The sequence below is a fragment of the Haemophilus sp. SZY H36 genome (assembly GCF_018829625.1).
Taxonomy (GTDB): Bacteria; Pseudomonadota; Gammaproteobacteria; order Enterobacterales; family Pasteurellaceae; genus Haemophilus; species Haemophilus haemolyticus_K.
In genome coordinates this window covers 654261-680723 of record NZ_JAHKKA010000001.1, presented here as the reverse complement: position 1 = coordinate 680723, position 26463 = coordinate 654261, and the positions used below count along the sequence as shown (strand labels likewise).

The window sequence follows — 26463 nt, the reverse complement described above, 5'->3', positions numbered from 1 at the left end:
TTCAAGTGCGGTTTATTTTATGAATAATTTATATCGTTCCTTTAAAACCATTGGACTTGTAGGAAAACCTAGAAATGACATTAACCTACAAATGCACAAAAATTTGTTTCACTGGTTAACGGAACGCGGCTATCAAGTAATAATGGAAAAAGATGTTGCTGAAAAACTGGGGCTTCCTGCAGAAAATCTCGCAACACTTGATGAAATTGGTTGCCAAGCACAGTTGGTTATCGTGATTGGTGGGGATGGTAATATGTTGGGCCGTGCTCGCGTATTAGCAAAATATGATATTCCATTGATTGGTATCAACCGTGGTAATTTGGGATTTTTAACAGATATTGACCCGAAAAATGCCTATGCTCAACTTGAAGCTTGTTTAGAACGAGGTGAATTCTTCGTGGAAGAACGTTTTTTATTAGAAGCAAAAATTGAGCGTGCAGGTGAAATTGTATCGACAGGTAATGCAGTGAATGAGGCGGTTATCCACCCTGCGAAAATTGCGCATATGATCGATTTTCATGTATATATCAATGATAAGTTTGCATTTTCCCAACGTTCTGATGGATTAATTGTTTCTACTCCAACAGGCTCTACGGCTTATTCTCTTTCCGCTGGTGGACCTATTTTGACACCGAACCTTAATGCCATTGCGCTAGTGCCAATGTTTCCACATACATTGACTTCTCGTCCTCTTGTTATTGATGGTGATAGCAAAATATCGATTCGTTTTGCTGAGCATAATACATCTCAATTGGAAGTAGGCTGTGATAGTCAAATAGCCTTACCTTTTACGCCTGATGACGTGGTGCATATTCAAAAAAGCGAGCATAAACTCCGATTGCTTCATCTAAAAAATTATAATTATTACAATGTATTAAGTACCAAATTAGGTTGGTTGAAATCATTTTAATTTTTATAAAAAAGCATAGTCGAAGTGTATCTTAAAACACTGTAAAAAAATCCTTTACTGTAAATTAAATCAGTTGTAATATGATTGATATACAGTTAAAGGATTTTGCTATGCTTACTCAACTTACTATCAATAATTTTGCGATTGTTCGCCAGCTTGATATCGAATTGGCGAAAGGAATGTCTGTTATTACTGGGGAAACTGGAGCAGGTAAATCTATCGCCATTGATGCTTTAGGTTTATGTTTCGGACAAAGAGTAGAAACCTCAATGGTACGAGAAGGGCAAGAACGCGCAGAAATTTGTGCAACTTTCCAACTAGAATCGCATAATCCTGCTTATCAATGGTTGAATGATCAAGAATTACAAGATCCAGATAATCCCACTGAGTGTATTTTGCGTCGTGTGATTAATGCAGACGGACGTTCTAAAGCTTTTATTAATAGCACTCCTGTATCCGCTTCTCAATTAAAAGAAATTGGTCAATATCTTGTTCATATTAATGGGCAGCATGCTTCCCAATTATTGCTAAAAAATGACTATCAGCTTCAGTTAGTTGATAATTTTGCCGCACATCCTGAATTACTTGTGAAAATGCGTGAAGATTATCAGGCATGGAAAAATCTTCAAAATCAAGTAAAAACCTTTCAACAAAAAGTGGCAGAAAATGAAGCACGTAAACAACTTTTACAGTATCAAGTAGATGAGTTAGATGAATTTAATCTTCGATCAAATGAATATTTAGAATTAGAAGATGAACAACGTCGTTTATCTAGCAGTGAACAGTTAACTCAACTTTCTCAATCAGCCCTGCAAATTTTAAGTGAAAATGACACGGTAAATATCGATAGTTTGCTTTATCGTGCGACACAATATATTGATGAATTAGCTGAACTTGATCCGCAATATGCTGAAGTGCAAAGTATGTTGAATGACGCGTTGATTCAAGTGCAAGAAGCAACCAGTGAAGTGCGAAATTTATCAAGTAATATCGAGCAAGATCCTCAACTTTTACAGGAAATCGAACAAAGAATTAGTCAGGCTTTACAACTTGCTCGTAAACACCAAGTTAAGCCTGAAGATCTTGTGGAACATCACAAAAAATTAAAAGCAGAATTAACCGCACTTTTAGATTTTTCTGAAAGTGAAGATATGTTGATTGAGCAAGAAAAACTCGCATTTGAACAAATGCAAGTAACGGCTAAAGCATTAACTGCAAGTCGTCAGCAATCTGCAGCTCGCTTAGCGCAGAATGTCACGCAGTCGATAAAACAACTTGCAATGGAAAATGCTGAATTTTATGTAGAGTTGAATACGGATTTAGATAAAGTAGGAGCAAACGGTGCGGATAATGTGATTTTTACTTTGCGTAGTAATTTAGGTCAACAACCTCAACCGTTAGCTAAAATTGCCTCTGGTGGTGAGCTTTCTCGTATTTCTTTAGCGATTCAAGTTTTAACTTCTGATCAATCGGCTATTCCAACGTTAATTTTCGATGAAGTGGACGTGGGCATTAGCGGAAAAACAGCCAGTGTTGTCGGAAAACTTTTACGTCAATTAAGTGAACGTTGCCAAGTATTATGCGTAACTCACTTGCCACAGGTTGCTTGTCATGGCCACCATCAGTTCAATGTAGAAAAATTTACTGTGGATAATAAAACTGAAACACAAATGACCGCACTTTCACAAGCTGAACGTGTACCAGCCTTGGCAAGACTCTTGGGCGGAAGTGAAATTACAGAATTAGCCTTAGCCAATGCACAGGAAATGTTAGATTTAGTTCATTAAAATGGGATTTAATTAGTATTTTATGAACTAAATAGCTTATCCCAAAATGTTTGAATAAATGACCGCTCTTTGACAAATTCAGTTTTATCCACAACGGAGGATTTACCTATCAAATTTGAATGGTGAATAGCATTGCGTAAATCGACATAACATTGTTTTAAGGTGTCGCAGTCTGTTTGGCTAATAATTTGACCCTCAGCTATATCATCGAAAATACGTACGTTGTCTGACCATTTTGTTAGTTGTGGGTTTTGCGGAGCATTGGCAAGCATTAAATATTGAGCGATAAATTCAATATCAGTGATACCACCGCGATCTGTTTTAAGATTGAATTCACCATCTTTTGAATGAGACAAATGCGTGAACATTTTTTCTCGCATTTCCACAACATCTCGCTTTAATTGCTCAATATCTCGTGATGCAGAAAGTACTTGCTGGCGGATATGCTCAAATTTATCTTTAAGAGATGATTCACCAAATACAGGGCGAGCACGCACAAGCGCTTGTTTTTCCCATGTCCAAGCTTCATTCAATTGATAATGGGCAAATGCAGAAAGAGAGCAGCCAATTAAGCCAGCATCGCCAGACGGGCGTAGGCGCATATCTGCCTCATAAAGTACGCCAGCGGAAGTATTTATGCTGAAAATACTCACAATCTTTTGTGCCAAACGCAGGTAAAATTGATTGCTATCAATCACTTTTTTACCACCTGTTGTTTGACTTTCTACGGCATCGTACAAAAATACCAGGTCTAAATCGGATTTATAACCGAGTTCAATACCTCCCAGTTTTCCATAACCAATCACTAAAAATCCTTTTTCATCATTTTGTAAATGTTCAGGTACGCCAAATCTAGAGGAAACTTGTTTCCAAGCTAGATTTACAACGACTTCAATAATCGCTTCGGCAAGATAGGTTAAATGATCGCTTACCTTCATCACCGGTAATGCCCCCAAAATATCTGCTGCGGCCACTTTTAATAGGGTTGCTTGTTTAAATTGACGTAAAGCATCAATAAGCTGTTCTTCATCATCAGGTGGTAAACGAAGCAAATATTGGTGTAACTCTGCAGGATATTGGGTAAATGGCAACGGATGGCGTAGCGCTTCTGTATTAAGCAATTCATCTAATAAGATAGGGTGGCGAGCAAGTTGTTCTGAAATAAGTTGAGACTGTGCACAAAGTTCAATAACTTGCTGAAGGGCACGAGGATTTTCCAATAATAATTCTAAATAAGTCGTGCGACTCGAAATTTTTTCAATAATGTTCAGAATTCGGGGGAGCAAAGTGCGGTAATTTTCTTGTTCAAAAATAAGTGCAAGTACTATTGGCATTAAATGGCTCAAAACATCACGCCCACGCGAACCAATCACTCTGTGATTTAGGCTGTCTTTGAATTGAGCAAGCTTTTCTAAAACTTCATCAATATTATTTTCTGATACACCACTCTCTAATAATGTTTGTTCAATATCCTCAAAATCTGATTCTAAAAAATCTTGCCATTGGCTATCAGTTTGTGAAGGCTCATCTTGTTCATCACCGATTAATTGAGTAAATACCGCTCGCACTTTTTCTTGTTTTTGTTGCAAAGTGCGGTAAAAATCGTCCCAATTTTCTATTGGATAATGTTTTTCAATGGTTTGATTATTTTCATTTAAACAGGTGAATGTTTTACATGCTTCGACTAAACGAATTTGATCTATTTCATCGGTTGGTAGTGTTTGAGTTTGTTGATCATTAATAGCTTGTAGAATGTTTTCTACGCGGCGTAAAAAAATATAACTTTCACGTAAGTCGTGGAATTGTTGCTCGGTAATTAATCCTAGTTTGGTAATTTCAGGCAAGATCTTTAAGAGTGAATGTTGTTGCAGATTGATTTCTCGCCCGCCTCGAATGAGTTGAAACACTTGTACGATAAATTCGACTTCACGAATCCCCCCTGCACCCAATTTAATATTATCTTTCAAACCACGACGGCGTACTTCTCGCTCAATTTTGCCTTTCATTTCGCGTAAAGATTGAATCACACTAAAGTCAATGTAACGGCGATAGACAAAAGGGCGTAACATTTTTTGTAATTTTGAAACGTTGGGATCCTTTGTTTGTGCACCCAATATTCGCCCTTTGATCATCGCATAGCGTTCCCAATCTCGACCTTGATCTTGATAATATTGTTCCATTGCCGCAAAGCTGAGAACAAGCGCACCGCTGTCACCAAATGGACGCAAGCGCATATCGGTTCGATACACAAAACCATCAGAGGTAAATTCATCTAAGGCAGAAATAAGGCGTTGTCCTAAACGCGTAAAAAATTTTCCATTATCCACAGAACGTCGAGCATTCGTATTTTCAATAGACGTATTCCCTTGTGATGGATAAGTAAAAATTAAATCAATATCCGAGGAAAAATTTAGTTCAAAGCCACCAAGTTTCCCCATTCCTAGAATATAAAGTTGTTGCGGATTGCCTTGTTCATCCATTGGAGTCCCCATTTCCGCACAGGCTTGATGATAAAGCCAATCGCGGGCAGCGATAATTAAACTTTCTGCAAGTTGTGAAAGATGAACAAAAATTTCTTCTACAGTGGCAAGATTCAAACTTTGACAAAAACTTAATTTTGCCATTTCAATGTTACGGAATTGGCGTAATGTTTGATAGAGTACGGTTTCGTCATGTACATTGGTTAACTCTCTATTCAGAAGTTCAGTATAGGCAGAGCAATCTGCAAAACTGGGGGATTTTTTCCACCATTGTTTCACTAAGTGTGGGTATTTTTGCAAGACTTTTTCTACAAAGTCAGACATTGCCATAGCATAGCCTAATTGATGAGCAGGCTGCTCAGGATGAGTTGAATTTTGTTGAATGGCGTCGTGAATTTTTTCTGGGGAAAGTTCTGGAAAAGATTGGCACAGAATTGTGCCAAGAGATTGTAATTTTTGTTCAATGAGGGCAGAAAGTGCGGTCATTTTTTCTAACCTTTTTGATAGAAATCTAAGTGACGTAATACGGTATCTTTCGCTTGTTGAGGTTGCAAACTATCCAGCCATTGTATTGGCGTTTTCCAACCGCGTAGCCAAGTGAGCTGGCGTTTAGCTAGCTGGCGCGTTGCGCAAATACCACGGAAAATCATTTCCTCGTGATCGTAATCACCTTGCAAATATTCCCACATTTGACGATAGCCCACACAGCGAATTGACGGTAGATTAATATTTAAATCGCCACGCGCATAAAGTTTTTCCACTTCTGCTTGAAAGCCTAGTTCAATCATTTTATGAAAGCGTTGTTCAATGCGGTCATGCAAAATATGACGATCTTGCGGCGCAATTGCAAATTGCACAAAATCATAAGACAAGGCTTCGCCTTTTTCTTCCGTCAGCTCTGTGAGTGATTTTCCTGTGATATAAAAAACTTCTAAAGCACGATTGATTCGTTGAGAATCACTTGGATTAATTCGGGCGGCAGAAATAGGATCGATTTTGGCGAGTTCCGTATGCAATGCTGCCCAACCTTGTTGAGCTGCTTTTTGTTCGATCTCTGCACGAATATTTTCATCAGCAGAAGGCAAGGGAGAAAGCCCTTCGATTAAGGCTTTGTAATACAACATCGTGCCGCCCACTAATAATGGAATTTTGCCTTGTGCAGTAATATCTGCCATTTCTCGTAGCGCATCATCGCGAAAATTCATTGCGGAATAGCTTTCTGACGGATCTAAAATATCGATCAATCGGTGAGGCGCAAGCTCAAGTTCTTCTTTTGATGGTTTCGCTGTGCCAATATCCATTCCCTTATAAATGAGCGCTGAATCCACACTAATCACTTCGACTGGAAGTTGGCTACGTAGTTGAATAGCTAAATCTGTTTTGCCTGAGGCTGTTGGGCCCATTAAAAAAATTGCGGTTGGTTTCATGAAGAATCTAAATTTCGTTTAATAAAGGCTGCCAGTTAACAGGTTTTAGCAACTGGGTAAATGCCGTGCGATTTGTTTGCGTGAGTAAACGTTCTGTATCGCTTAATAAATTGAGTGCATCCGCTAAAGCGTTAAAGGTTTTACATTCTAATTGTGCGCAAAGCGTGGTTAAAAATGGTGATGAATTTTCCTCTCTAGTCAGCATTGCCATCACGCATTTTTGTAGATTTTGTGTACGCAATAAACTTGGCACTTTATTTAAGGTTAAGCGTAATTGTGCTTGATTTTCGATAAATTCAAAGCCAATTTTTTTGAAGTCATCTGAATATTGTTGCCATGCTTGAAATTGTGATTCAGTTAAGCGAAACACAATTGGAATCAATAAAGGCTGTTGTTCAATGTGTATTTGTTGTAAAGCCAATTGCCATTGCAAGCGTTGTAATTTTTCCAATGAAAGCAAAAAGAAATCTTGGTTCTGTTGTAATAACAACGCGCGATTTTCAATAAGTGAAAGGGCGCGCAGATGTGATGAGCACTCAATTATTTCAGTTGAGATGATTTTAGCTGTATCTGAAATATTTTGTTGTGCTGTATTCGATATATCCTTTTGTTCTGTAGGCGGTAATGTACGTAACAATTCACCATATAAACGTTGCTCAGTTTTACTCTGTGCATCAGAACGGTAATCTCGATAACCAGTACTTACATGATTTGGCAACACTAGTGTGTTAGAAAAGTGCGATTGATTTTGCTGTGGTTTTTCATGATATTGTGGCGCAAAGATATTTTGCCCCGCAGCTGCTCGATTAGGACGAATGCTGTAATTCGGTTGGGGTTCACGCACCGTATTTTCTTCGTGATTTTCTACCGCACTTTGGTCTTTGTGCCAATTAAGCTGTTCTTGATTGTTTAGCGCATGGCTGATACCTTCGTAAATGAAATCATGAATGAGGCGTTGTTGGTGAAAGCGCACTTCATGTTTGGTTGGGTGAACATTGACATCCACATCATGCGGGTTTAAGTCAATAAACAACACAAACGCAGGATAAGCATCCGTTGGTAAATATTGAGCATAGGCTTGTCGAATAGCATGGCTGATCACTTTATCTCGCACCATTCGGCCATTAATGTAGCAATAACTTAAATCATTTTGAGTTCGACTAAAATTTGGTGTGGCCACCCAGCCCGATAAGTGTAAATCATCGTGTTTCCAATCAATTCGTAAGGCATTTTTGACAAAATCATCCCCACAAATAGCGGCGACACGTTTTAGTTGCTGGTTGAGCTCTTCAGCAGGACGATATTGACGGATGATTTTCCCATTATGCGTTAATGTAAATGCCGTATTGAATTTTGTTAAAGCAATGCGGCGAATGACTTCATCAATATGAGCAAATTCTGTTTTATCTGTGCGCAAAAATTTTCTACGGGCTGGTGTGTTGAAAAAAAGATTGGCGACTTCAACTGTTGTGCCGACAGGATGTGATGCGGGTTTGATTGTGGTTTCCATATCACGACCTTGCGCATAAACTTGCCAAGCTTCAGTTTGCGCTTCGGTGCGAGAAGTCAGTGTTAAGCGCGATACAGAGCTGATACTCGCCAATGCTTCGCCTCGAAAGCCCAAACTTAAAATGGCTTCTAGATCGTCAAGATCGGCTATTTTGCTAGTAGCGTGTCGGGCTAACGCCAGGCTTAATTCTTCTTTTGGAATGCCACAGCCGTTGTCACGAATGCGAATTAAATTTGCCCCACCATTTTCGATATCGATTTGGATTTTATTTGCACCTGCATCAAGGCTATTTTCCACTAATTCTTTCACCACAGACGCAGGGCGTTCTACCACTTCACCGGCAGCAATTTGGTTAGCAAGTTGTGGGGAAAGAATTTTAATTGGCATTTATTTTTCTCTTAATTTAATTTTTTGTCCGCTCAGGGCTTTACCATCTTTTAATTTTGGATTCAGCTTTAAAATTTGGCTGACTGAAATATTGTATTCTCGCGATACAGCATAGATTGTCTGATCTTTTTGAATGACATGGTAAAGCGGAATTTCTTTTTTCTCATCAGATTTTTTATTGGATGAGGTTTCCTCTTTTTTCGTTTTATTTGAGGATTTATTTTTATCCGTTTTATTTTCTGATTTTTCTACTTTTAAAGTATTGCTTTTCTCAGTCGTTTTCTCTGCTTTTTTCACCGCACTTTCTTTATTTTTTGATGAATTTATTTTTTCATCTTGTGCCTTTTGAGTTTTTCCATTATCTGGAATTTTGATAGTTTCACCAATCCAAAGCGCTTCGCGTTTTAATTTATTTAACGCCACAATGTCCGCCACTTTGACATCATATTTATTCGCAAGGCTTCCTAAACTTTCCCCATTTTTGACGGTGTGGCGAAGTCCACTATCTTTTACGCTGTTCTCATTGGTATTTTTATCAGAAGTGCGGTCATTTTTTTCAGTATTTTTTGTATCACTTTGTTTGCTATTCTGAACAATATCATCACTAATGAAAGATTTGGCTTTTCCGCCACGGAAAACCACTAATCCCTCATAAATCATATAGGCGATACGACGGCGATAAGCAGGGGAGTTAAGTTTTTGTTCTTCATCAGAATTTGATAGAAAACCTGTCTCCACTAATACGGAAGGAATATCGGGTGAACGTAAAACGCCAAGGCTTGCGTGTTGAGGAACGCTGCGGCTTAAGGTCGTCACTTTTGAGAAATGACTTAAAATATGTTTACCAAGTTCATAACCTGTACGTTGGCTATGACCAAATTGTAAATCAAGCACAGTTTGATCTAGGTATTTATCGTTATTGTGTGAAAGCACTTTTCCTGCGCCACCGAGTAATTCGGAGCGTTTTTCATCGTCTTCTAACCATTGACCCATTTCATCATTGGCTCGACGGTTTGACAACACCCAGACTGATGCACCGCGACGTTCAGGTGATTCAGATGAATCCGCATGAATGGAAATGAGATAATTCGCTTTAAATTTACGTGCGATTTCTGAACGTTCAGGCACGGAAATATAGTAATCACCGCTTCGTGTTAATACGCCACGAAAATTTGGATCTTTATCGAGTAAGGCTTTTAACTCTTTTGCAATCGAAAGGGTGACGTTTTTTTCATAAATGCCCAAGTTTCGGCTGATTGCACCTGGATCTTTTCCTCCATGACCTGGGTCAATCGCAATCGTAATTGGGGCTGCAAAAAGAGAGAAGCTAAACGTTGAGAAAAAAAGAAAAAATAAAATTTTAGTTTTCATAAATAAATTAATTAGAGAATGCTTTTATAATATTTTTACCTAAGTTTGTTTGTGCGATTAATTCAATATTTCGTGCATCATCGTAATAATCAATATTCACTAAAATATCTGCTTCCGGCAATATGCCTTGGCCTTTTTCAGACCATTCAATTAAGCAGATGCTATCCGTATTAAAATAATCTCTAATGCCCATAAATTCGAGCTCTTCAGGATCTGCTAAACGATATAAATCAAAATGATAAATCATTTTGCCAGCAATATTGTATTCTTCAACCAGCGTATAAGTTGGGCTTTTTACATTACCCTGATGGCCGATACCTTGCAGCATTCCGCGTGTCAGTGTTGTTTTTCCTGCCCCAAGATCACCGTTAAGATAAACCATAATTGCTTTTTCGGTATGCAATTTTAGAAGAATTTCCGCAAATTTTTTGCCGAAGCGGAGCATAGAAAATTCATCAGGGATATATTGAGTTAAGCTTTCCATAACGGGTCATGAATGAAGAAAAATGTGGGCAGATTCTACCGCACTTTTGAGGTTCATAAAAGTGCGGTGAAATTTCTAGGGATTTAATTTTATCATTTCATGGTCATCAAATTGCTTGACCAAATCTGCTAGTGGTTGAGTGTTAGGTAAGACCAAATCCGATGCGATTTCAAATAACGGCACAATGACAAACTCACGATTATGCATATCATAATGAGGAATTGTTAGGCGTTCGTTTTGAATGATTTCGTTGCCGTAAAGCAAAATATCCAAATCTAACGTACGCTCACCCCAGCGACGTAAACGTACTCGACCTTGCTCATTTTCAATGCGTTGCAATTCATCTAATAGTGCAAGCGGGCTAAGGGCGGTTTTAATTTTTGCAACGGCATTCACATAATCGGGTTGATCTTGTGGGCCGAGTGGTTTGCTTTTATAAAAAGAGCTCGTCGTTACCAAATGTGTGTTTAGTAACTGACTTATCGCTTTAAGCGCAGCATGTAATTGTTCTACTGGTGTATTCAAATTGCTACCAAGGGCAATATATGCAGTAATCATCTCTTCCCTTATTCTGCTGAGCGCGTTGTTTTACGACAGCGTGGACGATAGTATTTTTTCTTTGGTTTAGGATGTAAGCGTTGTTGCTCGTGTACTAACTGTTCGCGCTGTTCGCTATTGCTGAATTGATATTCGTGCCACCATTTGGCTAATTCAATCGTTTCACCACCTTCAATTTCCGCACGCATAGCTAGTAAATCAAAGCCAGCACGGCATTTGGGATGTTCCATGGTGCGCATTGGTGCTGAGCCAGTACGTTTCAATAATTGTAGTTGTAAGAACCAAATGTCCCTAATGACCGCAGTATGACGACGTGGTGCAGCCAAAGCGCGACAGAATAAATCTAAAACTTCATTCCCCGCCAAAGCATAAGCATCATGGTTATTTAGACCGCCTTCATTTTTCAAGATTTCCACTTTTTCGCGTAATGGATACCAGAAAAATGCCGCAAATAAGAATGCAGGATTAATACGAAGTTTATCCGCAACACGTTCATCCGTAGAAGTAAGTGCGGTGACGATCATGCGTTCTGCAAAGCTATCTTCTTTCTCTGTAAAATATGGGCTTAATGCAGGGAAAAGTTGTTCAAATAAACCATATTGGCGTAATAAACGATAGGTTTTTACCCCTTGTCCTGCTTGTAATAATTTTAAACTTTCATCAAATAAGCGAGCTGGCGGAATATTTTTTAATAAAGGCGCAAGTTCACGAATTGGCTGTTCGCTCGGTTTTTCAAGGAACATATCAAGTTTTGCCATGAAACGAATTGAGCGTAGCATGCGCACAGGATCTTCTTGATAACGAGTAACTGGATCACCGATTAAGCGTAGTTTTCCCGCTTTTAGATCCTGAATACCATCAAAATAATCACGTAAGGTATTGTCTTGCGGATTGTAATACAGCGCATTGACCGTAAAGTCTCGGCGTTCTGCATCTTGTTCGATCGTACCGTAAACATTATCGCGCAGTAACATGCCTTCATTGCTCTGTTTCGCTTGATTTTCATTGCGAGCATCACTGTGATTGGCACGGAAAGTAGCAACTTCAATAATATCTCGACCAAACATAATATGTGCTAATCGGAAACGGCGACCTACTAAACGACATTGGCGTTGGAAAATATTTTGGATTTGCTCAGGGCGAGCGTTTGTTGCAACATCAAAATCTTTTGGTTTTTTGCCGAGCAATAAATCGCGGATACATCCACCGACGATATAAGCTTCGAAACCTTGACGTTGCAGTTTTTCCACTACGGTGAGTGCATTACGGCTAAAATCACGCGGTGAAATACCAAATTGAGCCGCTTTAATCACATTTTTATCGTAGCGGTGTGTTTGTTCTGATTTTTTGGCCCGTGCTTTTGGCATTTGATTATTAGAACGCTCAACTCGTTTAGAATGAGCACTTGTTTTGGCAACCTCTTTTGATTTTTTTGTCTTCTTGCCAAACAAATTTTTGATATAAGTAAGAATAATTTACTCCGTTTTTTTAGTTGGAAATAAATGACTTGGCTCTTTTTCATAAAGAAAAAGACAAGGGGATTTTTCCGAAATTTTAAATGCAAAAAAGTGCGGCTAATTTTAACCGCACTTTTGTATTTTTCAATAGAATGAATTAACCAGCGACTTGTTTTTCGCGGATTTCAGCTAAAGTTTTGCAATCAATGCAAAGATCTGCTGTTGGGCGTGCTTCTAAACGGCGAATGCCAATTTCTTCACCACAACAATCACAGTAACCAAAATCATCGGTATCAAGTTTCTTCAAGGTTGCTTCAATTTTTTTCATTAGTTTACGTTCGCGATCGCGATTACGTAATTCTAGACTGAATTCCTCTTCCTGAGTTGCTCGGTCTGCGGGATCGGGGAAATTGGTCACTTCATCCTGCATATGTGCAACGGTGCGAGAAGCTTCTTCCACGATTTGCTCATGCCAAGCATTAAGAATTTTTCTGAAATGAAGAATTTGATCTTCACTCATATATTCTTCATCTTTTTTCATTTGATAAGGCTTTACGCCTGCTAAATCTAGCAAGCTCAACGATGCTTTTGACATCTCTCACTCCTAATACATACAGAATTTAAGCGTGAACTTCACGACTTCCTGTCTTGTTATTTTAGTTTGTTCCTGACAGCACTTTTAGGAACCCAATTTTTGAGGGCGGTATAAATATCAGAAGTTGTTTGTTTTAGCAAGTAAATTTTCCTGCAACATTTATTTTTGCGATATAGATCGCAGAAACGCCAGCAACCTTTTGCACATAGAGATAAATCTATTTTAGGCTTAGAACGATAAGCCTAAAATTGCGATAAAAATGAAATTAAACTTAATAACTTTGGTTATCTTATTGATTGTTGCGGATTTAACGTTATTATTTCTACCGCAGTCATGGCTATTGCCTTGGCAAGTTGCTTTCGTTATTGCGATTACTTTGATTTTTCTTTTTATTTTTTTGCGTAGAAATTTCTTAGTTTTTCTTGCTTTTTTTGTTGTTTCTCTGGGTTATACACATCATTCCGCATTCAGCTTGTTACAACAGGCTCAAAGCGTTACCGCTCAAAAACAAGTGGTGACTTTTGAGATTCAAGAAATTTTGCACCAACAGGATTATCAAACTCTCATTGCTACAGCAACATTGGCGGATAACTTACGAGAGCAACGAATTTTTTTAAATTGGAAAGCGAAAGCGGTGCCTCAATTATCGAAAATTTGGCAAGCTGAAATTTCCTTACGCCCCCTTTCTGCTCGATTAAATTTTGGTGGGTTTGATCGGCAACAATGGTATTTTTCAGAAGGGATTACTGCTGTTGGAACGGTAAAAAGTGCGGTGAAAATTGCTGATGTTTCATCACTGCGTGCAGAAAAATTGCAACAAGTAAAGAGGCAAACGGAAGGATTATCTCTACAAGGTTTATTGATTGCGTTAGCTTTTGGCGAACGGGCTTGGTTAGATAAAACCACTTGGTCAATTTACCAACAAACCAATACCGCGCATCTTATTGCTATTTCTGGCTTACATATTGGGTTGGCTATGGGGATTGGATTTTATTTGGTGCGTGTTGTGCAAGTATTTTTCCCCACCCGTTTTATTCATCCTTATTTTCCTTTAGTTTTCGGCGTTTTATTTTCTTTAATTTATGCGTATTTGGCTGGTTTTAGCGTGCCCACTTTTCGTGCCATTTCAGCACTTGTTTTTGTTTTCTTCATTCAAATAATGAGGCGACATTATTCGCCTCTTAAGCTTTTTACGTTGGTTGTCGGATTCTTGCTTTTCTGTGATCCATTAATGCCACTTTCGGTCAGTTTTTGGCTTTCTTGTGGAGCCGTTGCTTGTTTGATCCTATGGTATCGTTATGTGCCTTTTTCTCTTTTTCAATGGAAAAATCGATCCTTTTCACCAAAAGTGCGGTGGATTTTAAGTTTATTTCATTTGCAATTTGGGTTATTGCTCTTTTTTACACCTTTACAACTTTTTCTATTTAATGGCTTATCGCTGAGTGGATTTTTAGCCAATCTTATTGCCGTACCACTTTATAGTTTTTTCCTCGTACCCTTGATTTTATTTGCTGTTTTTACTAATGGAGCTTGTTTTTCTTGGCAACTTGCAAACAAGCTGGCTGAAGGAATTACTGGGTTAATTTCTGTTTTTCAAGGAAATTGGCTCACGGTTTCATTTAATTTAGCATTGGTTTTAACCGCACTTTGTAGCGGAATCTTTATGTTAATTATTTGGCGTATTTATCGAGAACCTGAGGTTTCATCATCAAACTGGCAAATAAAACGAGCAAAATTTTTTACATTGAATCTCAGTAAACCCTTGCTAAAAAATGAACGAATCAACGTTTTGCGATGTTCTTTCAGCATTATTTCGCTGTGTTTTATGATTTTGTTGTTTAAACAATTGAGCAAACCAACTTGGCAGGTAGATACTTTAGATGTGGGGCAGGGCTTGGCAACGCTGATTGTGAAAAATGGTAAAGGGATTCTTTATGATACGGGTTCTTCTTGGCGATGTGGAAGTATGGCTGAGTTGGAAATTTTGCCTTATTTACAAAGAGAAGGGATTGTTTTGGAAAAATTGATTTTAAGCCACGACGATAACGATCACGCAGGTGGTGCTTCGACAATTTTAAAGGCGTATCCCAATGCGGAATTGATTACCCCTTCGCAAAAAAATTATGGGGAAAATTACCACACTTTTTGTACTGCTGGACGTGATTGGCATTGGCAAGGGCTACATTTTCAAATACTTTCTCCTCACAACGTTGTGACACGAGCTGATAATCCCCATTCTTGTGTGATTTTAGTTGATGATGGAAAGCATAGCGTTTTGTTGACTGGCGATGCTGAAGTAAAAAATGAGCAAATTTTTGCCCGAACTTTAGGCAAAATTGATGTGTTACAAGTAGGGCATCACGGGAGTAAAACATCGACAAGTGAATACTTGCTTTCTCAGGTTAGACCAGATGTAGCCATTATTTCTAGTGGGCGTTGGAATCCGTGGAAATTCCCCCATTATTCGGTTATAGAAAGGCTACATCGTTATAAAAGTGTGGTGGAAAATACCGCTATTTCAGGGCAAGTAAGGGTAAATTTTTTTAAAGACCGATTAGAAATCCAACAAGCACGCACAGAATTTTCCCCTTGGTATGCACGTGTAATTGGATTCTCGAGCGAATAAAAGGTACAATGCGCGCAATTTTTACCATTAGATAGCGATTATGCAAGAGCAAAAATTACAAGAAAATGATTTTTCAACCTTACAAACTTTTAAGCGTTTATGGCCAACAATTAAACCTTTTAAAGCGGGGCTTGTTGTTTCGGGCATTGCATTAGTTTTGAATGCGTTGGCTGATTCAGGTTTGATTTACTTGTTAAAACCTTTGTTGGACGATGGTTTTGGCAAGGCAAACCATTCATTTTTGAAAATTATGGCTTTTGTCGTCGTTGGGATGATTATTTTGCGCGGTGTGACCAACTTTATTTCTAATTATTGTTTGGCGTGGGTATCAGGCAAAGTTGTCATGACAATGCGTCGCCGCTTGTTTAAACATTTGATGTTTATGCCAGTGAGTTTCTTTGACAGAAATTCAACAGGTAAATTACTTTCTCGTATTACTTATGATTCTGAGATGATTGCAAGTTCTTCCTCAGGATCTTTGATTACTATTGTGCGAGAAGGGGCATATATTATTTCGCTATTGGCTGTAATGTTTTATACAAGCTGGGAATTAACCCTTGTTTTATTTGTTATCGGGCCAATTATTGCGGTGTTGATCACCATCGTCTCAAAAATTTTCCGTAAATTGAGTAAGAATTTACAAGATTCAATGGGAGAATTAACAGCGACAACCGAACAAATGTTGAAAGGACATAAAGTTGTGCTTTCGTTTGGTGGTCAGCTTGTCGAGGAAGATCGTTTTAATAAAGTTAGTAACAATATGCGTCGTAAAGGTATGAAAATGGTCACTGCCGATTCCATTTCCGATCCTGTGGTGCAGATTATTGCTTCTCTTGCTTTGGCGGCAGTATTGTTTTTAGCGACGACTCCGTTGATTGCGGAAGATAACCTAAGTGCGGGTTCTTTTACGGTGGTTTTCTCATCTATGTTGGCGATGATGCGTCCATTAAAATCTTTAACGAATGTAAACTCTCAATTCCAACGTGGAATGGCAGCGTGTCAAACGCTATTTGCCATTTTAGATTTAGAACCAGAAAAAGATAATGGGACTTACCAAGCTGAACCAGCGAAAGGTGCGCTAGAATTTAAAAATGTGAGTTTTGCATATCAAGGAAAAGAGGAACTTGCATTAAATAATATTTCTTTCAGCGTGCCAGCAGGAAAAACCGTAGCCCTAGTGGGGCGTTCTGGATCGGGTAAATCAACCATCGCTAATTTAGTGACGCGTTTTTACGATATTGATCAAGGTGAAATTTTACTGGATGGCGTAAATATCCAAGATTATCGTTTATCTAATTTACGTGAAAACTGCGCTGTGGTTTCTCAACAAGTCCATTTATTTAATGATACCATTGCGAATAATATTGCTTATGCAGCACAAGATAAGTATTCTCGCGAAGAAATTATCGCTGCAGCAAAAGCGGCTTATGCTTTAGAGTTTATTGAAAAATTACCACAAGGTTTTGATACGGTCATTGGTGAAAACGGTGCGAGCCTGTCCGGTGGCCAACGTCAACGTTTAGCGATTGCTCGTGCTTTATTGCGTAATTCGCCAGTATTAATTTTAGATGAAGCTACATCTGCACTAGATACAGAGTCAGAACGAGCAATTCAATCTGCATTAGATGAATTGAAGAAAGATCGCACTGTTATCGTAATCGCTCATCGTTTATCAACCATTGAAAATGCGGATGAAATTCTTGTGATTGATCACGGTGAAATTCGTGAGCGCGGTAACCATAAGGCATTGCTTGAACAAAATGGAGCCTATAAACAATTACACAGTATGCAGTTTAGTGGCTAATTTATTGATTATCGAAAACGCGAGTTGAAAAACTCGCGTTATTTTATCCGCACTTATTAGAAAGGATTTTCTATGCCCTTCTGGTATTCCAATTCCAAACTTATTTGGCTCTTATCGCCTTTTTCTTTATTATTTTGGTTGATTAGCCAAATTCGTCGCGCCTTATTCTCTTTGGGTCTCAAACCTTCTTATCGCGCACCAAAACCGGTGATAATTGTGGGAAATTTGTCTGTTGGCGGGAATGGCAAAACGCCCGTGGTTGTTTGGCTTGTGGAAGAATTAAAAAAACGAGGTCTGCGCGTAGGTGTGATTTCTCGTGGTTACGGAAGCAAATCTAAAACTTATCCGTTATTTGTTACTGAAAATACGAATCCAATTGAAGGTGGCGATGAGCCAGTATTGATCGCGAAACGTACCAATGCGCCAGTAGTGATTTCCCCGAATCGCCAGCAAGCGATTGAATTACTCTTAAGCCAAGCAGAGTGCGATATTATTATTTCTGACGATGGTTTACAGCATTATCAATTACAGCGTGATTTAGAAATTGTCGTAATGGACGCTGAGCGTGCGTTGGGAAATGGTTTTGTATTGCCTGCAGGCCCATTGCGTGAGTTACCAAGTCGATTAAAATCCGTAGATTTTGTGATCACTAATGGTGGAAAAAATCAGTATTCAGATGCGGTTATGCGTCTTGTACCTCATTTCGCGATTAATTTAAAAACCAATGAAAAACGCCAATTAAAGGAATTTCAAGCTGGCGTTGCCATTGCAGGGATTGGCAATCCACAGCGTTTTTTTACTATGTTAGAAAAGTTAGGGATTCAATTAGAGCGAACTCAAGCATTTCAAGATCATCAACATTTTGAAGCGTCTCAATTAGAAAAACTTTCTGAAAATCAACCGCTCTTTATGACGGAAAAAGATGCCGTAAAATGCCAATCTTTTGCCAAAGATAATTGGTGGTATGTCCCTGTGGATGCGGAGATTATTGAGGCTGAAAAACAACGTGAAAATTTACCGCTCTTTTGGGTCAAAATAGACAAACTTGTGGAGCAATACACAAATATCTGAAAAGATTAATCCTCTGTTGCTTGAAGTGATTGCTTGCCCGCGTTGTTTAGCTCGATTGCAATATGAGCAAGAAAATCAACGATTAATTTGTTGTTATGAACAGATTGCTTATCCTATTAAAAATGGTGTGCCAGTGTTGCTTGCCGATAAAGCTGAAATATTAAAGAATAAGGAATAAATTATGTCATTTACCGTGATTATCCCCGCTCGTTTTGCATCAAGTCGTTTACCTGGAAAACCTCTTGCTGATATTGCAGGTAAGCCAATGATTCAACATGTATTTGAGAAAGCACTACAGTCTGGGGCGAGCCGAGTGATTATTGCTACCGATAATGAAAATGTGGCTGATGTTGCCAAAAGTTTTGGTGCGGAAGTGTGTATGACTTCGGTTAATCATAATTCTGGTACAGAACGTTTAGCGGAAGTTGTAGAAAAATTAGCGATTCCTGACAATGAAATCATTGTCAATATTCAAGGCGATGAGCCTTTGATTCCACCCGTTATCGTGCGACAAGTGGCAGATAATTTAGCAAAATTTAATGTCAATATGGCAAGCCTTGCGGTAAAAATTCATGATGCTGAGGAATTATTCAATCCAAATGCAGTGAAAGTATTAACAGATAAAGATGGCTATGTGCTGTATTTTTCCCGTTCGGTTATTCCTTATGATCGTGATCAGTTTATGAATTTACAGGATGTTCAGAAAGTACAGCCTGCGGACGCTTATTTACGTCATATTGGCATTTACGCATATCGTGCGGGTTTCATAAAGCAATATGTGCAATGGGTACCGACTCAACTTGAAAATCTAGAAAAACTTGAGCAGCTTCGAGTGTTATATAATGGCGAACGCATTCATGTTGAACTTGCGAAAGAAGTGCCTGCTGTGGGAGTCGATACCGCTGAAGATTTGGAAAAAGTGCGGGCAATTTTAGCGGCGAATTAAAATGTTTGATGCTAAAAAGTTCTTAGCGGATGTCTCTCACGAACCTGGTGTTTATCGTATGTATGACGATAAAGATCAGGTTATTTATGTTGGGAAAGCAAAGGATTTAAAGAAACGTCTTTCAAGCTATTTTCGTAAAAATCTGAGCAGTAAAAAAACAGAAGCGTTGGTGGCGTCAATTCATCATATTGACACCACGCTAACTTCATCTGAAACGGAAGCTTTACTGCTAGAGCATAATTTTATCAAGCTTTATCAGCCTCGCTATAACGTATTATTGCGTGATGATAAATCTTATCCATTTATTTTATTAACCAAAGAACGTCATCCAAGAATCACTTCCTATCGTGGGTCTAAAAAATTTGCGGGTGAATATTTTGGGCCTTATCCTCATGCCGGAGCCGTGCGTGAAACTTTATCGCTTTTGCAAAAACTTTTCCCTGTTCGCCAATGTGAAAATTCCGTTTATTCCAACCGCTCTCGTCCTTGTTTGCAGTATCAAATTGGGCGTTGTTCTGCGCCTTGTGTACAGGGATATGTTTCTGATGAAGAATATAATCAGCAAGTTGAATTAGCGCGCTTGTTTTTACAAGGCAAAGATCAACAGGTGTTAGATTATTTAATCGGTAAAATGGAGCAAGCAAGCAGAAATTTAGATTTTGAACAGGCTGCTCGTTATCGTGATCAAATTCAGGCGGTGCGTTCGGTTATTGAAAAACAATTTGTATCCAATGAGCGTTTAGATGACATGGATATTATGTCTATTGCTTACCAACACGGTTTAGCCTGTGTACAGGTGATGTTTATTCGTCAAGGAAAAGTGCTCGGCAATCGCAGTTATTTCCCAAAAGTACCCGCTAATACGGATTTATCGGAACTTACCGAAACTTTTGTAGGGCAATTTTATTTACAAGGACATCAAGGACGAAGTATCCCGAATAGCATTATTGTCGATCGTCAATTAGCTGAAAAATCAGAGCTTGAGCAACTTCTTACGGAGCAAGCGGGCAGAAAAGTGACGATTCAAGAAAGCGTAAAAGGTGATAAGAGTAAATACTTACAGCTCGCACAAGTTAATGCTAAAGCGGCTTTAAATGTACAACTTAAACAATCTTCACGAATGTCAGAGCGTTATCAAGCGTTGTGTGAGTTGTTAAATCTTCCTGAAATTAAGCGTATGGAATGTTTCGATATAAGCCACACGATGGGAAATCAAACAGTAGCATCTTGTGTTGTCTTTAATCAAGAAGGCCCACTGAAATCTGATTATCGTCGTTTTAATATTGAAGGCATTACTGGCGGGGATGATTATGCTGCGATGGAACAAGCGTTGCAGAAACGTTATGAGCGTGATTTAGAAGAAGATAAAATTCCCGATATTATTTTTATTGATGGTGGAAAAGGGCAATTAAATCGTGCTCTGAATGCATTCCAACATCTTCAAGTAAAATGGGATAAAAATAGACCGCACTTAATTGGTGTGGCAAAAGGTGTGGATCGTCGAGCAGGGCAGGAAGTCCTGATTATCAGCAAACAAGACCGAGAAATTCATTTGCCTGATGATAGTTTGGCATTGCATTTGATTCAACATATCCGTGATGAAAGCCATAATCACGCCATAAGCGAACACCGTAAAAAACGTCAAAAAGCCTTTACACAAAGTGGTTTAGAAACCATCGAAGGCGTGGGCGCTAAACGTCGTCAAGCTTTACTTAAATATCTTGGTGGTTTACAAGGTGTGAAAAAGGCGACCTTAGATGAAATAGCCTCTGTACCTGGAATTTCCCTTAAACTTGCTGAAACGATTTTTGAAACGCTCAAAAACGATTAATCAATTATCTCTTAAATGTAAATAACGATTGCTTTTCATTATAAAGCCATTATGATCCGCACTTTCGGATTTATTTAACTCTATTATAGGAAAAATTATGTTTGAATGGATTACTGATCCTGAAGCGTGGATATCACTTGCAACACTTGCTGCTTTGGAGATCGTTTTAGGGGTCGATAATATTATTTTTATTAGTATCCTAGTTGGACGTTTACCTGAAAGCCAACGCCAGTCTGGTCGTATTGTTGGACTTGGTTTAGCAATGCTGACAAGAATTTTACTTTTAATGTCACTTGCTTGGATGATGAAGCTTACTGCACCGTTATTTACTGTATTTAATCAAGAAATTTCTGGGCGTGATTTGATTTTATTAATCGGTGGTTTATTCCTGATTGTAAAAAGTTCAGGCGAAATTAAAGAAGCAATAAATCATCAAGACCATCATGAATCGGAAAGAAAAAATAAAGTGAGTTATCTTGGCGTATTAATTCAAATTGCAGTGCTAGATATTGTATTTTCTTTAGATTCCGTGATTACAGCGGTAGGTATGGCAAGCCACCTTCCTGTTATGATTTTGGCGATTATTATTGCCGTTGGTGTGATGATGTTTGCAGCAAAACCAATCGGCGATTTCGTAGATACGCATTCAACGTTGAAAATTCTAGCTTTAGCCTTCTTGGTTTTAGTCGGAATTAGTTTAATTGCAGAAAGTTTAGATATTCACATCCCTAAAGGTTATATCTATTTTGCAATGGGATTCTCTGTTGTGGTCGAAATGATAAATATTAGAATGAGAAGATTGATGAAATAAGAGAAAGTGCGGTCGATAAAAATAATGTTTTTTATGACCGCACTTTTTCTTTTACTTATTGAAATACACTTTTTTTAGTGCCATCTCTAAACCGCGAAATTCAGCTAGACCTTTTAACCGACCAATGGCAGAGTAGCCAGGGTTGGTTTTTTTACGTAAGTCATCCAACATTTGATGCCCATGATCTGGGCGCATTGGGATTAAACGTGTTTCTCCTAGATTTAATCGACGATATTCTTCATTTAATAAAGCTTTTACTACATTAAACATATCTACGTCTCCCTCTAGATGAGCTGCCTCATGGAAGGTTAGTGGATTACCTTCACGTTGAGTAGAACGTAAATGTGCGAAGTAAATACGATCTGCAAATTGTTCTGTCATTTTTACGAGATCATTATCGGAACGTACGCCATAAGAACCCGTACACATTGTAAAACCATTTGCTGGCAATGGTTGAGTTTCTACAAACCACTGCATATCTTCAATAGTTGAAACTATGCGTGGTAAGCCTAAGATTGGGCGTGGAGGATCGTCTGGATGAATCGCCATTTTGATTCCTACTTCTTGGGCAATAGGTACGATCTCATTTAAAAAATAAGCCAAATGCGTACGGAATTTTTCGGGTGAAATATCTTTATAGCGATCTAATTGAGTTTGAAATTCATCAAGAGTATAACCTTCTTCTGCACCGGGTAAGCCCGCAATAATATTACGCGTTAATTGCGTTATATCTTGCTCTGACATATTGTCATAATAGGTTCTTGCTGCAACTTGTTCTTCTTGATTATAGGTTTTTTCTGCATCAGGACGTTTTAGAATATGAAGTTCAAATGCGGCAAAAGCGATGTGATCAAAGCGTAATGCTTTAGAACCATCTGGTAATTCATAAGCAAGATCGGTACGAGTCCAGTCTAAAACTGGCATAAAATTGTAACAAACAGTGTCAATTCCGCATTGAGCAAGATTGCGAAGAGTTTGTTTGTAGTTATTAATCCATTTTTGATAATTTCCAGTTTGAGTTTTAATCTCTTCATGAACTGGTACACTTTCCACTACTGACCAGACTAAACCAGCATTCTCTATTTCAGTTTTGCGTTTTTTAATTTCTTCAATACTCCATATTTCACCGTTAGGAATATGGTGAAGTGCAGTGACTATACCAGTTGCGCCTGCTTGACGAATATCAGATAAAGAAACAGGATCTTTTGGTCCATACCAACGCCATGCTTGTTCCATTTTTAACTCCTATAGTTTTCTAACGATCAACAACAATTGGGCTCATATTAAATAGATAACCATCAAAATTAGGATCATCTACATCAGATAATTCAAAAAGTTTTTGCTTAACATTTTCTAAATGTTGCCACATTGCTTTTTTTGCCATTGCAGGATCTTTTCTCTGCAGGGCTGTAATAATATTTTCATGATCTTGTAACCAAAGGTGACGATAACTTTGATTTGGAATATGAAGATGTAAACCTTTCCACATTTGACTATTAGTACGAAGATCCCACAGTGCTTTTTGCATTTGCAAGATAACTTCATTTTGGGTTATTTCTGCTATCGTACGATGAAAATCTTCATCTGCCACATAATCTTCATCACCTTGTTCAAGTGTATTTCGCTCTCTTGCTAGAATGTCTTTTAATTTAGTAATATCTGCTCTTGTTACTTGTAACGCAGCAAATTCAGCCATACTACTTTCTAATAATTGGCGAGCTTGTAAAAGTTCAAAAGGGCCTACATCAACCTTATCTAAAAATTCATCATTACTTGCAGCGCGTTGTGGCAATGCAATCACATACACTCCAGAACCTTTGCGTACTTCAACAAGGTTTTCTAATTCAAGCATAATGATGGCCTCTCGAATGACTGTACGACTTACATCAAAATAATCAGCCAAGTCTCGCTCCGCAGGTAGTTTATCGCCTATTTTATATTGATGATTATTTAGCTGTTGTTTTAACTCATTTCCTATTTTTTTATAGGATCGTAAGTCATCTAAGTTCATAAGTTTTCCTAATTTTAGTTTGATAAACTCAATTTATAATTTTGGTTAGCTAATTTACCGTTGATAATAAATTTTCTTCTTTCTTGTTTCGGAAGGCGGAAATTGATTTCCGTATATTTAGGTAAGTAGTCACCTGATTTTTCTAAAGTGAGTTCGATTGTCTGGCTAGTGCATTTTAGATGAATGTCAAGTTTCAAATATTTACCTTTTAAATAATCAAAACTTTCTCCATCATCATCAAACACTATAATATTTCTTTCTCCTTGATTTATAAAAGGCATAATTAATAATTCTCGATAGTCATCAGATAATGTATTTTTATGTCCTTTTCTCGCCATTGAAATAATGCTTCCTGCTCTTAAGAATAAAGGAATTTTTTCTAATGGAGCATCTACCTTGATTTTTTTGCCGCCATTAAACCACTTATGAGAGTAAAAGTCATACCAACCTACAAAATTTTGTGGAAGATAGACATCGCGTACTCTTTGGTTTGGTTCTACCACTGATGCAACTAATAAATCTTCGCCAAAAAGATAATCATCATTTTCTGTAAATGTGTTTTTATCATGCTCGTGGTCAAGGAACGTTGGACGTAACATTGGTTCATTATCATGGTGTGCTTTCCAAAGAGTGTTGTATAAATAAGGCATTAATACATAACGTAGTTCAATAGCATCACGAATAATATTTGTTACTTGTGGATACATCCAAGGTTCATTGACTGTTTTATCATCGTTCCAAGAGTGGATGGTAAAACGTGGATGCATCACACCATTTTGAACCCAGCGAACAAATAGTTCAGGATCTGGTTTATTACCTGAAAAACCACCAACATCATGACCGACGTTATAAAGAGCGGAAAGGCTCATACCTAATCCCATTTTGATGTTGTAACGTAATGTGTTCCAACTGGTACGATTATCTCCAGACCAAGTTTGAACATATCTATTCATGCCTGGAGAGCCAGAACGTGAAATAAGATAAGGTCGTTTATTTGGCGCATATTCTAATTGCGCTTCATAAGACGATTTCATCATCAATAAAGGTTGTAATGGGCGAAGTAGCTTAATTGGCATACCTTTTCCAAAATAATGGCATCTGGCATAATTATCCCATATTTCAAATTCATTATTATCATTCCATGTAGAATCAATTCCATAATCCAGTAATTGGTGTTTTACATTTGTTTTCCACCAATTGACGGTATCCATATTAGTAAAATCTAAATGTGAACCTTCATCATCCCAAAACATAGATCTTTCTGAGTTCTCAGATTCGGAATCTTTAATAAACAATCCTAATTTTTCCACTTCTTGATAACGTGGATGGTCTTGTAATAAACAAGGTTTAATATTAGCGGCTAATTTCATTCCTGCATCATGGAAATATTTTGTCATTTCTTTTGGTTGTGGAACTTTGTCATAGTTCCAGTTAAAGACATAACGTTTCCTATTGATAGACGTATAACCTGACGAAAGCTGGAATGAGTCACAAGGAATATTGTGCTGATCACATAAATCTACAAATTTTTTAAGTTGTTCTTGTGCATCAGGTGCATCGGTATAGTGCATTGTAGAACCGCTATAACCAAGGCTCCATTTAGGTCCAAAGGTTGTTCCACCAGTTAATTTGCAATATTTTTTAGTTACATCTAAAACTTTTGGACCTAGAATAACGTAGTAATCAAGATCACCATCTTCTGCTTTATAAGTGCGGTAATAGGCATGGTAGTTATCGATTTCACTGCCTAAAATAAACCAGCATAATGCAAGATTGTCGTAATATAGACCATAGCTAACATCTTCTGTGTGAGTAACATAAAACGGAATATGTTTATAAAGTGGATCCGTACATTCTGCGTTATAGCCCATTGCATCAAGGTTACGCATCTCAAATCTACGTCCATGACGATTTAAATTACCTGTTTTTTCACCGAGACCGTAGTAATGATCTTGTGTATTTCTTTGTAAATAATGAGAGATTTCTGTATTTGAAATGCTCATTAAATAAGCACCGGTTTTTCTATCAGTAAAGAGAGGTTTCCATTTACCATCTTGTTTGTATTCCCACTCTAAATAGAGTGGTTGATGAATGGTTAGTTTTAAAAGTTCGGTCGAAATTTCAAGTGTTTTTTCTGTTTGTTTTATTTCATAATCAGGACAAGTAAAACCATCTAATGACCATTTATCGCGACCTTGCCAATCAACATCAGTTTGATTTGGGGTAATAGCCCAGGTATGTGGTACTTTAAATTCGTTATTTTTCGTAAATGCTACTCTCAGCATATCATTTTCTAATACGAAAATATGAAGTTGGTAACCATGATCACAAGAAATATCAATACGATGATTATGATTTTTTATAAACTGCCAATTTTTAAGCGTTTTCATCTTTATT

The 26463-nt window shown here is 37.9% G+C and carries 20 protein-coding genes; 9 read left to right on the top strand and 11 right to left on the bottom strand.

Annotation, left to right across the window (positions count from 1 at the left end; genetic code table 11):
• The first annotated feature begins 19 nt into the window (after window positions 1-19).
• Window positions 20-910 carry an NAD(+) kinase gene (locus tag KP713_RS03010; protein WP_133498235.1) on the top strand — a complete coding sequence of 297 codons (891 nt, stop codon included), beginning with the start codon at window positions 20-22 and terminating at the stop codon, window positions 908-910.
• 110 nt (window positions 911-1020) lie between these two features.
• The gene (gene recN / locus KP713_RS03005) at window positions 1021-2697 is read left to right on the top strand and encodes a DNA repair protein RecN (RefSeq protein ID WP_215769818.1); all 1677 of its coding nucleotides are present in this window, start codon (window positions 1021-1023) and stop codon (window positions 2695-2697) included.
• 20 nt (window positions 2698-2717) lie between these two features.
• Here recN and glnE read toward each other — a convergent pair whose 3' ends face one another.
• From glnE to dksA, 8 genes are all read right to left on the bottom strand, one after another.
• Window positions 2718-5663: a bifunctional [glutamate--ammonia ligase]-adenylyl-L-tyrosine phosphorylase/[glutamate--ammonia-ligase] adenylyltransferase gene (gene glnE, locus KP713_RS03000; protein ID WP_215769817.1), complete on the bottom strand. Its 2946-nt coding sequence runs from the start codon at window positions 5661-5663 to the stop codon at window positions 2718-2720.
• A 5-nt stretch (window positions 5664-5668) separates the two neighbouring features.
• Complete coding sequence (gene miaA, locus KP713_RS02995) at window positions 5669-6604, bottom strand: tRNA (adenosine(37)-N6)-dimethylallyltransferase MiaA (RefSeq protein WP_215769816.1); 936 nt, start codon at window positions 6602-6604, stop codon at window positions 5669-5671.
• 7 nt (window positions 6605-6611) lie between these two features.
• The gene (gene mutL / locus KP713_RS02990) at window positions 6612-8501 is read right to left on the bottom strand and encodes a DNA mismatch repair endonuclease MutL (protein ID WP_215769815.1); all 1890 of its coding nucleotides are present in this window, start codon (window positions 8499-8501) and stop codon (window positions 6612-6614) included.
• Window positions 8502-9872, bottom strand: a complete 1371-nt coding sequence (locus KP713_RS02985; protein WP_005635430.1) for an N-acetylmuramoyl-L-alanine amidase — start codon at window positions 9870-9872, stop codon at window positions 8502-8504.
• A 7-nt stretch (window positions 9873-9879) separates the two neighbouring features.
• A complete protein-coding gene (gene tsaE / locus KP713_RS02980; protein WP_005635434.1) occupies window positions 9880-10356 on the bottom strand; it encodes a tRNA (adenosine(37)-N6)-threonylcarbamoyltransferase complex ATPase subunit type 1 TsaE in 477 nt (158 codons plus the stop codon).
• Between the two features lie 75 nt (window positions 10357-10431).
• Window positions 10432-10914 carry a 2-amino-4-hydroxy-6-hydroxymethyldihydropteridine diphosphokinase gene (gene folK / locus KP713_RS02975; RefSeq protein WP_215769814.1) on the bottom strand — a complete coding sequence of 161 codons (483 nt, stop codon included), beginning with the start codon at window positions 10912-10914 and terminating at the stop codon, window positions 10432-10434.
• 8 nt (window positions 10915-10922) lie between these two features.
• Window positions 10923-12365 (bottom strand): polynucleotide adenylyltransferase PcnB, encoded by a 1443-nt coding sequence (gene pcnB / locus KP713_RS02970; protein ID WP_502793468.1) that lies wholly within the window; start codon window positions 12363-12365, stop codon window positions 10923-10925.
• 163 nt (window positions 12366-12528) lie between these two features.
• Window positions 12529-12966 carry an RNA polymerase-binding protein DksA gene (gene dksA, locus KP713_RS02965; protein ID WP_005627987.1) on the bottom strand — a complete coding sequence of 146 codons (438 nt, stop codon included), beginning with the start codon at window positions 12964-12966 and terminating at the stop codon, window positions 12529-12531.
• Between the two features lie 259 nt (window positions 12967-13225).
• On the opposite strand from dksA, the gene KP713_RS02960 reads away from it, so the two are divergent.
• The 7 genes from KP713_RS02960 (at window position 13226) to KP713_RS02930 (ending at window position 22055) form a co-directional block, all read left to right on the top strand.
• Complete coding sequence (locus KP713_RS02960; protein WP_215769812.1) at window positions 13226-15592, top strand: DNA internalization-related competence protein ComEC/Rec2; 2367 nt, start codon at window positions 13226-13228, stop codon at window positions 15590-15592.
• Window positions 15593-15632: 40 nt separating this feature from the next.
• Window positions 15633-17396 carry a lipid A ABC transporter ATP-binding protein/permease MsbA gene (gene msbA, locus KP713_RS02955; RefSeq protein WP_215769811.1) on the top strand — a complete coding sequence of 588 codons (1764 nt, stop codon included), beginning with the start codon at window positions 15633-15635 and terminating at the stop codon, window positions 17394-17396.
• A gap of 72 nt (window positions 17397-17468) precedes the next feature.
• Complete coding sequence (gene lpxK / locus KP713_RS02950) at window positions 17469-18467, top strand: tetraacyldisaccharide 4'-kinase (protein WP_215769810.1); 999 nt, start codon at window positions 17469-17471, stop codon at window positions 18465-18467.
• Complete coding sequence (locus KP713_RS02945) at window positions 18460-18645, top strand: Trm112 family protein (protein ID WP_215769899.1); 186 nt, start codon at window positions 18460-18462, stop codon at window positions 18643-18645. The genes lpxK and KP713_RS02945 overlap by 8 nt, the downstream gene beginning before the upstream one ends.
• Before the next feature lie 3 nt (window positions 18646-18648).
• Window positions 18649-19413 carry a 3-deoxy-manno-octulosonate cytidylyltransferase gene (gene kdsB / locus KP713_RS02940; RefSeq protein ID WP_215769809.1) on the top strand — a complete coding sequence of 255 codons (765 nt, stop codon included), beginning with the start codon at window positions 18649-18651 and terminating at the stop codon, window positions 19411-19413.
• Between the two features lies 1 nt (window position 19414).
• Window positions 19415-21244, top strand: coding sequence for an excinuclease ABC subunit UvrC (gene uvrC, locus KP713_RS02935; protein WP_215769808.1), 1830 nt, complete (start codon window positions 19415-19417; stop codon window positions 21242-21244).
• A gap of 97 nt (window positions 21245-21341) precedes the next feature.
• Window positions 21342-22055 carry a TerC family protein gene (locus tag KP713_RS02930; RefSeq protein ID WP_215769807.1) on the top strand — a complete coding sequence of 238 codons (714 nt, stop codon included), beginning with the start codon at window positions 21342-21344 and terminating at the stop codon, window positions 22053-22055.
• A 51-nt stretch (window positions 22056-22106) separates the two neighbouring features.
• Here the strand turns inward: KP713_RS02930 and uxuA are convergent, their stop codons facing one another.
• The 3 genes from uxuA to KP713_RS02915 are packed head-to-tail and all read right to left on the bottom strand — an operon-like array spanning window position 22107 to window position 26456.
• Window positions 22107-23291: a mannonate dehydratase gene (gene uxuA, locus KP713_RS02925; protein WP_215769806.1), complete on the bottom strand. Its 1185-nt coding sequence runs from the start codon at window positions 23289-23291 to the stop codon at window positions 22107-22109.
• Between the two features lie 19 nt (window positions 23292-23310).
• Window positions 23311-24066 (bottom strand): FCD domain-containing protein, encoded by a 756-nt coding sequence (locus KP713_RS02920; RefSeq protein ID WP_215769805.1) that lies wholly within the window; start codon window positions 24064-24066, stop codon window positions 23311-23313.
• Between the two features lie 14 nt (window positions 24067-24080).
• Window positions 24081-26456 (bottom strand): glycoside hydrolase family 31 protein, encoded by a 2376-nt coding sequence (locus KP713_RS02915; protein ID WP_215769804.1) that lies wholly within the window; start codon window positions 26454-26456, stop codon window positions 24081-24083.
• Window positions 26457-26463: the final 7 nt, after the last annotated feature.

Bases quoted from the DNA above. Each gene is read 5' to 3' on its own strand.
- KP713_RS03010 (WP_133498235.1), top strand. From the start codon at position 20: ATGAATAATTTATATCGTTCCTTTAAAACCATTGGACTTGTAGGAAAA.
- recN (WP_215769818.1), top strand. From the start codon at position 1,021: ATGCTTACTCAACTTACTATCAATAATTTTGCGATTGTTCGCCAGCTT.
- glnE (WP_215769817.1), bottom strand. From the start codon at position 5,663: ATGACCGCACTTTCTGCCCTCATTGAACAAAAATTACAATCTCTTGGC.
- miaA (WP_215769816.1), bottom strand. From the start codon at position 6,604: ATGAAACCAACCGCAATTTTTTTAATGGGCCCAACAGCCTCAGGCAAA.
- mutL (WP_215769815.1), bottom strand. From the start codon at position 8,501: ATGCCAATTAAAATTCTTTCCCCACAACTTGCTAACCAAATTGCTGCC.
- KP713_RS02985 (WP_005635430.1), bottom strand. From the start codon at position 9,872: ATGAAAACTAAAATTTTATTTTTTCTTTTTTTCTCAACGTTTAGCTTC.
- tsaE (WP_005635434.1), bottom strand. From the start codon at position 10,356: ATGGAAAGCTTAACTCAATATATCCCTGATGAATTTTCTATGCTCCGC.
- folK (WP_215769814.1), bottom strand. From the start codon at position 10,914: ATGATTACTGCATATATTGCCCTTGGTAGCAATTTGAATACACCAGTA.
- dksA (WP_005627987.1), bottom strand. From the start codon at position 12,966: ATGTCAAAAGCATCGTTGAGCTTGCTAGATTTAGCAGGCGTAAAGCCT.
- KP713_RS02960 (WP_215769812.1), top strand. From the start codon at position 13,226: ATGAAATTAAACTTAATAACTTTGGTTATCTTATTGATTGTTGCGGAT.
- msbA (WP_215769811.1), top strand. From the start codon at position 15,633: ATGCAAGAGCAAAAATTACAAGAAAATGATTTTTCAACCTTACAAACT.
- lpxK (WP_215769810.1), top strand. From the start codon at position 17,469: ATGCCCTTCTGGTATTCCAATTCCAAACTTATTTGGCTCTTATCGCCT.
- kdsB (WP_215769809.1), top strand. From the start codon at position 18,649: ATGTCATTTACCGTGATTATCCCCGCTCGTTTTGCATCAAGTCGTTTA.
- uvrC (WP_215769808.1), top strand. From the start codon at position 19,415: ATGTTTGATGCTAAAAAGTTCTTAGCGGATGTCTCTCACGAACCTGGT.
- KP713_RS02930 (WP_215769807.1), top strand. From the start codon at position 21,342: ATGTTTGAATGGATTACTGATCCTGAAGCGTGGATATCACTTGCAACA.
- uxuA (WP_215769806.1), bottom strand. From the start codon at position 23,291: ATGGAACAAGCATGGCGTTGGTATGGACCAAAAGATCCTGTTTCTTTA.
- KP713_RS02920 (WP_215769805.1), bottom strand. From the start codon at position 24,066: ATGAACTTAGATGACTTACGATCCTATAAAAAAATAGGAAATGAGTTA.
- KP713_RS02915 (WP_215769804.1), bottom strand. From the start codon at position 26,456: ATGAAAACGCTTAAAAATTGGCAGTTTATAAAAAATCATAATCATCGT.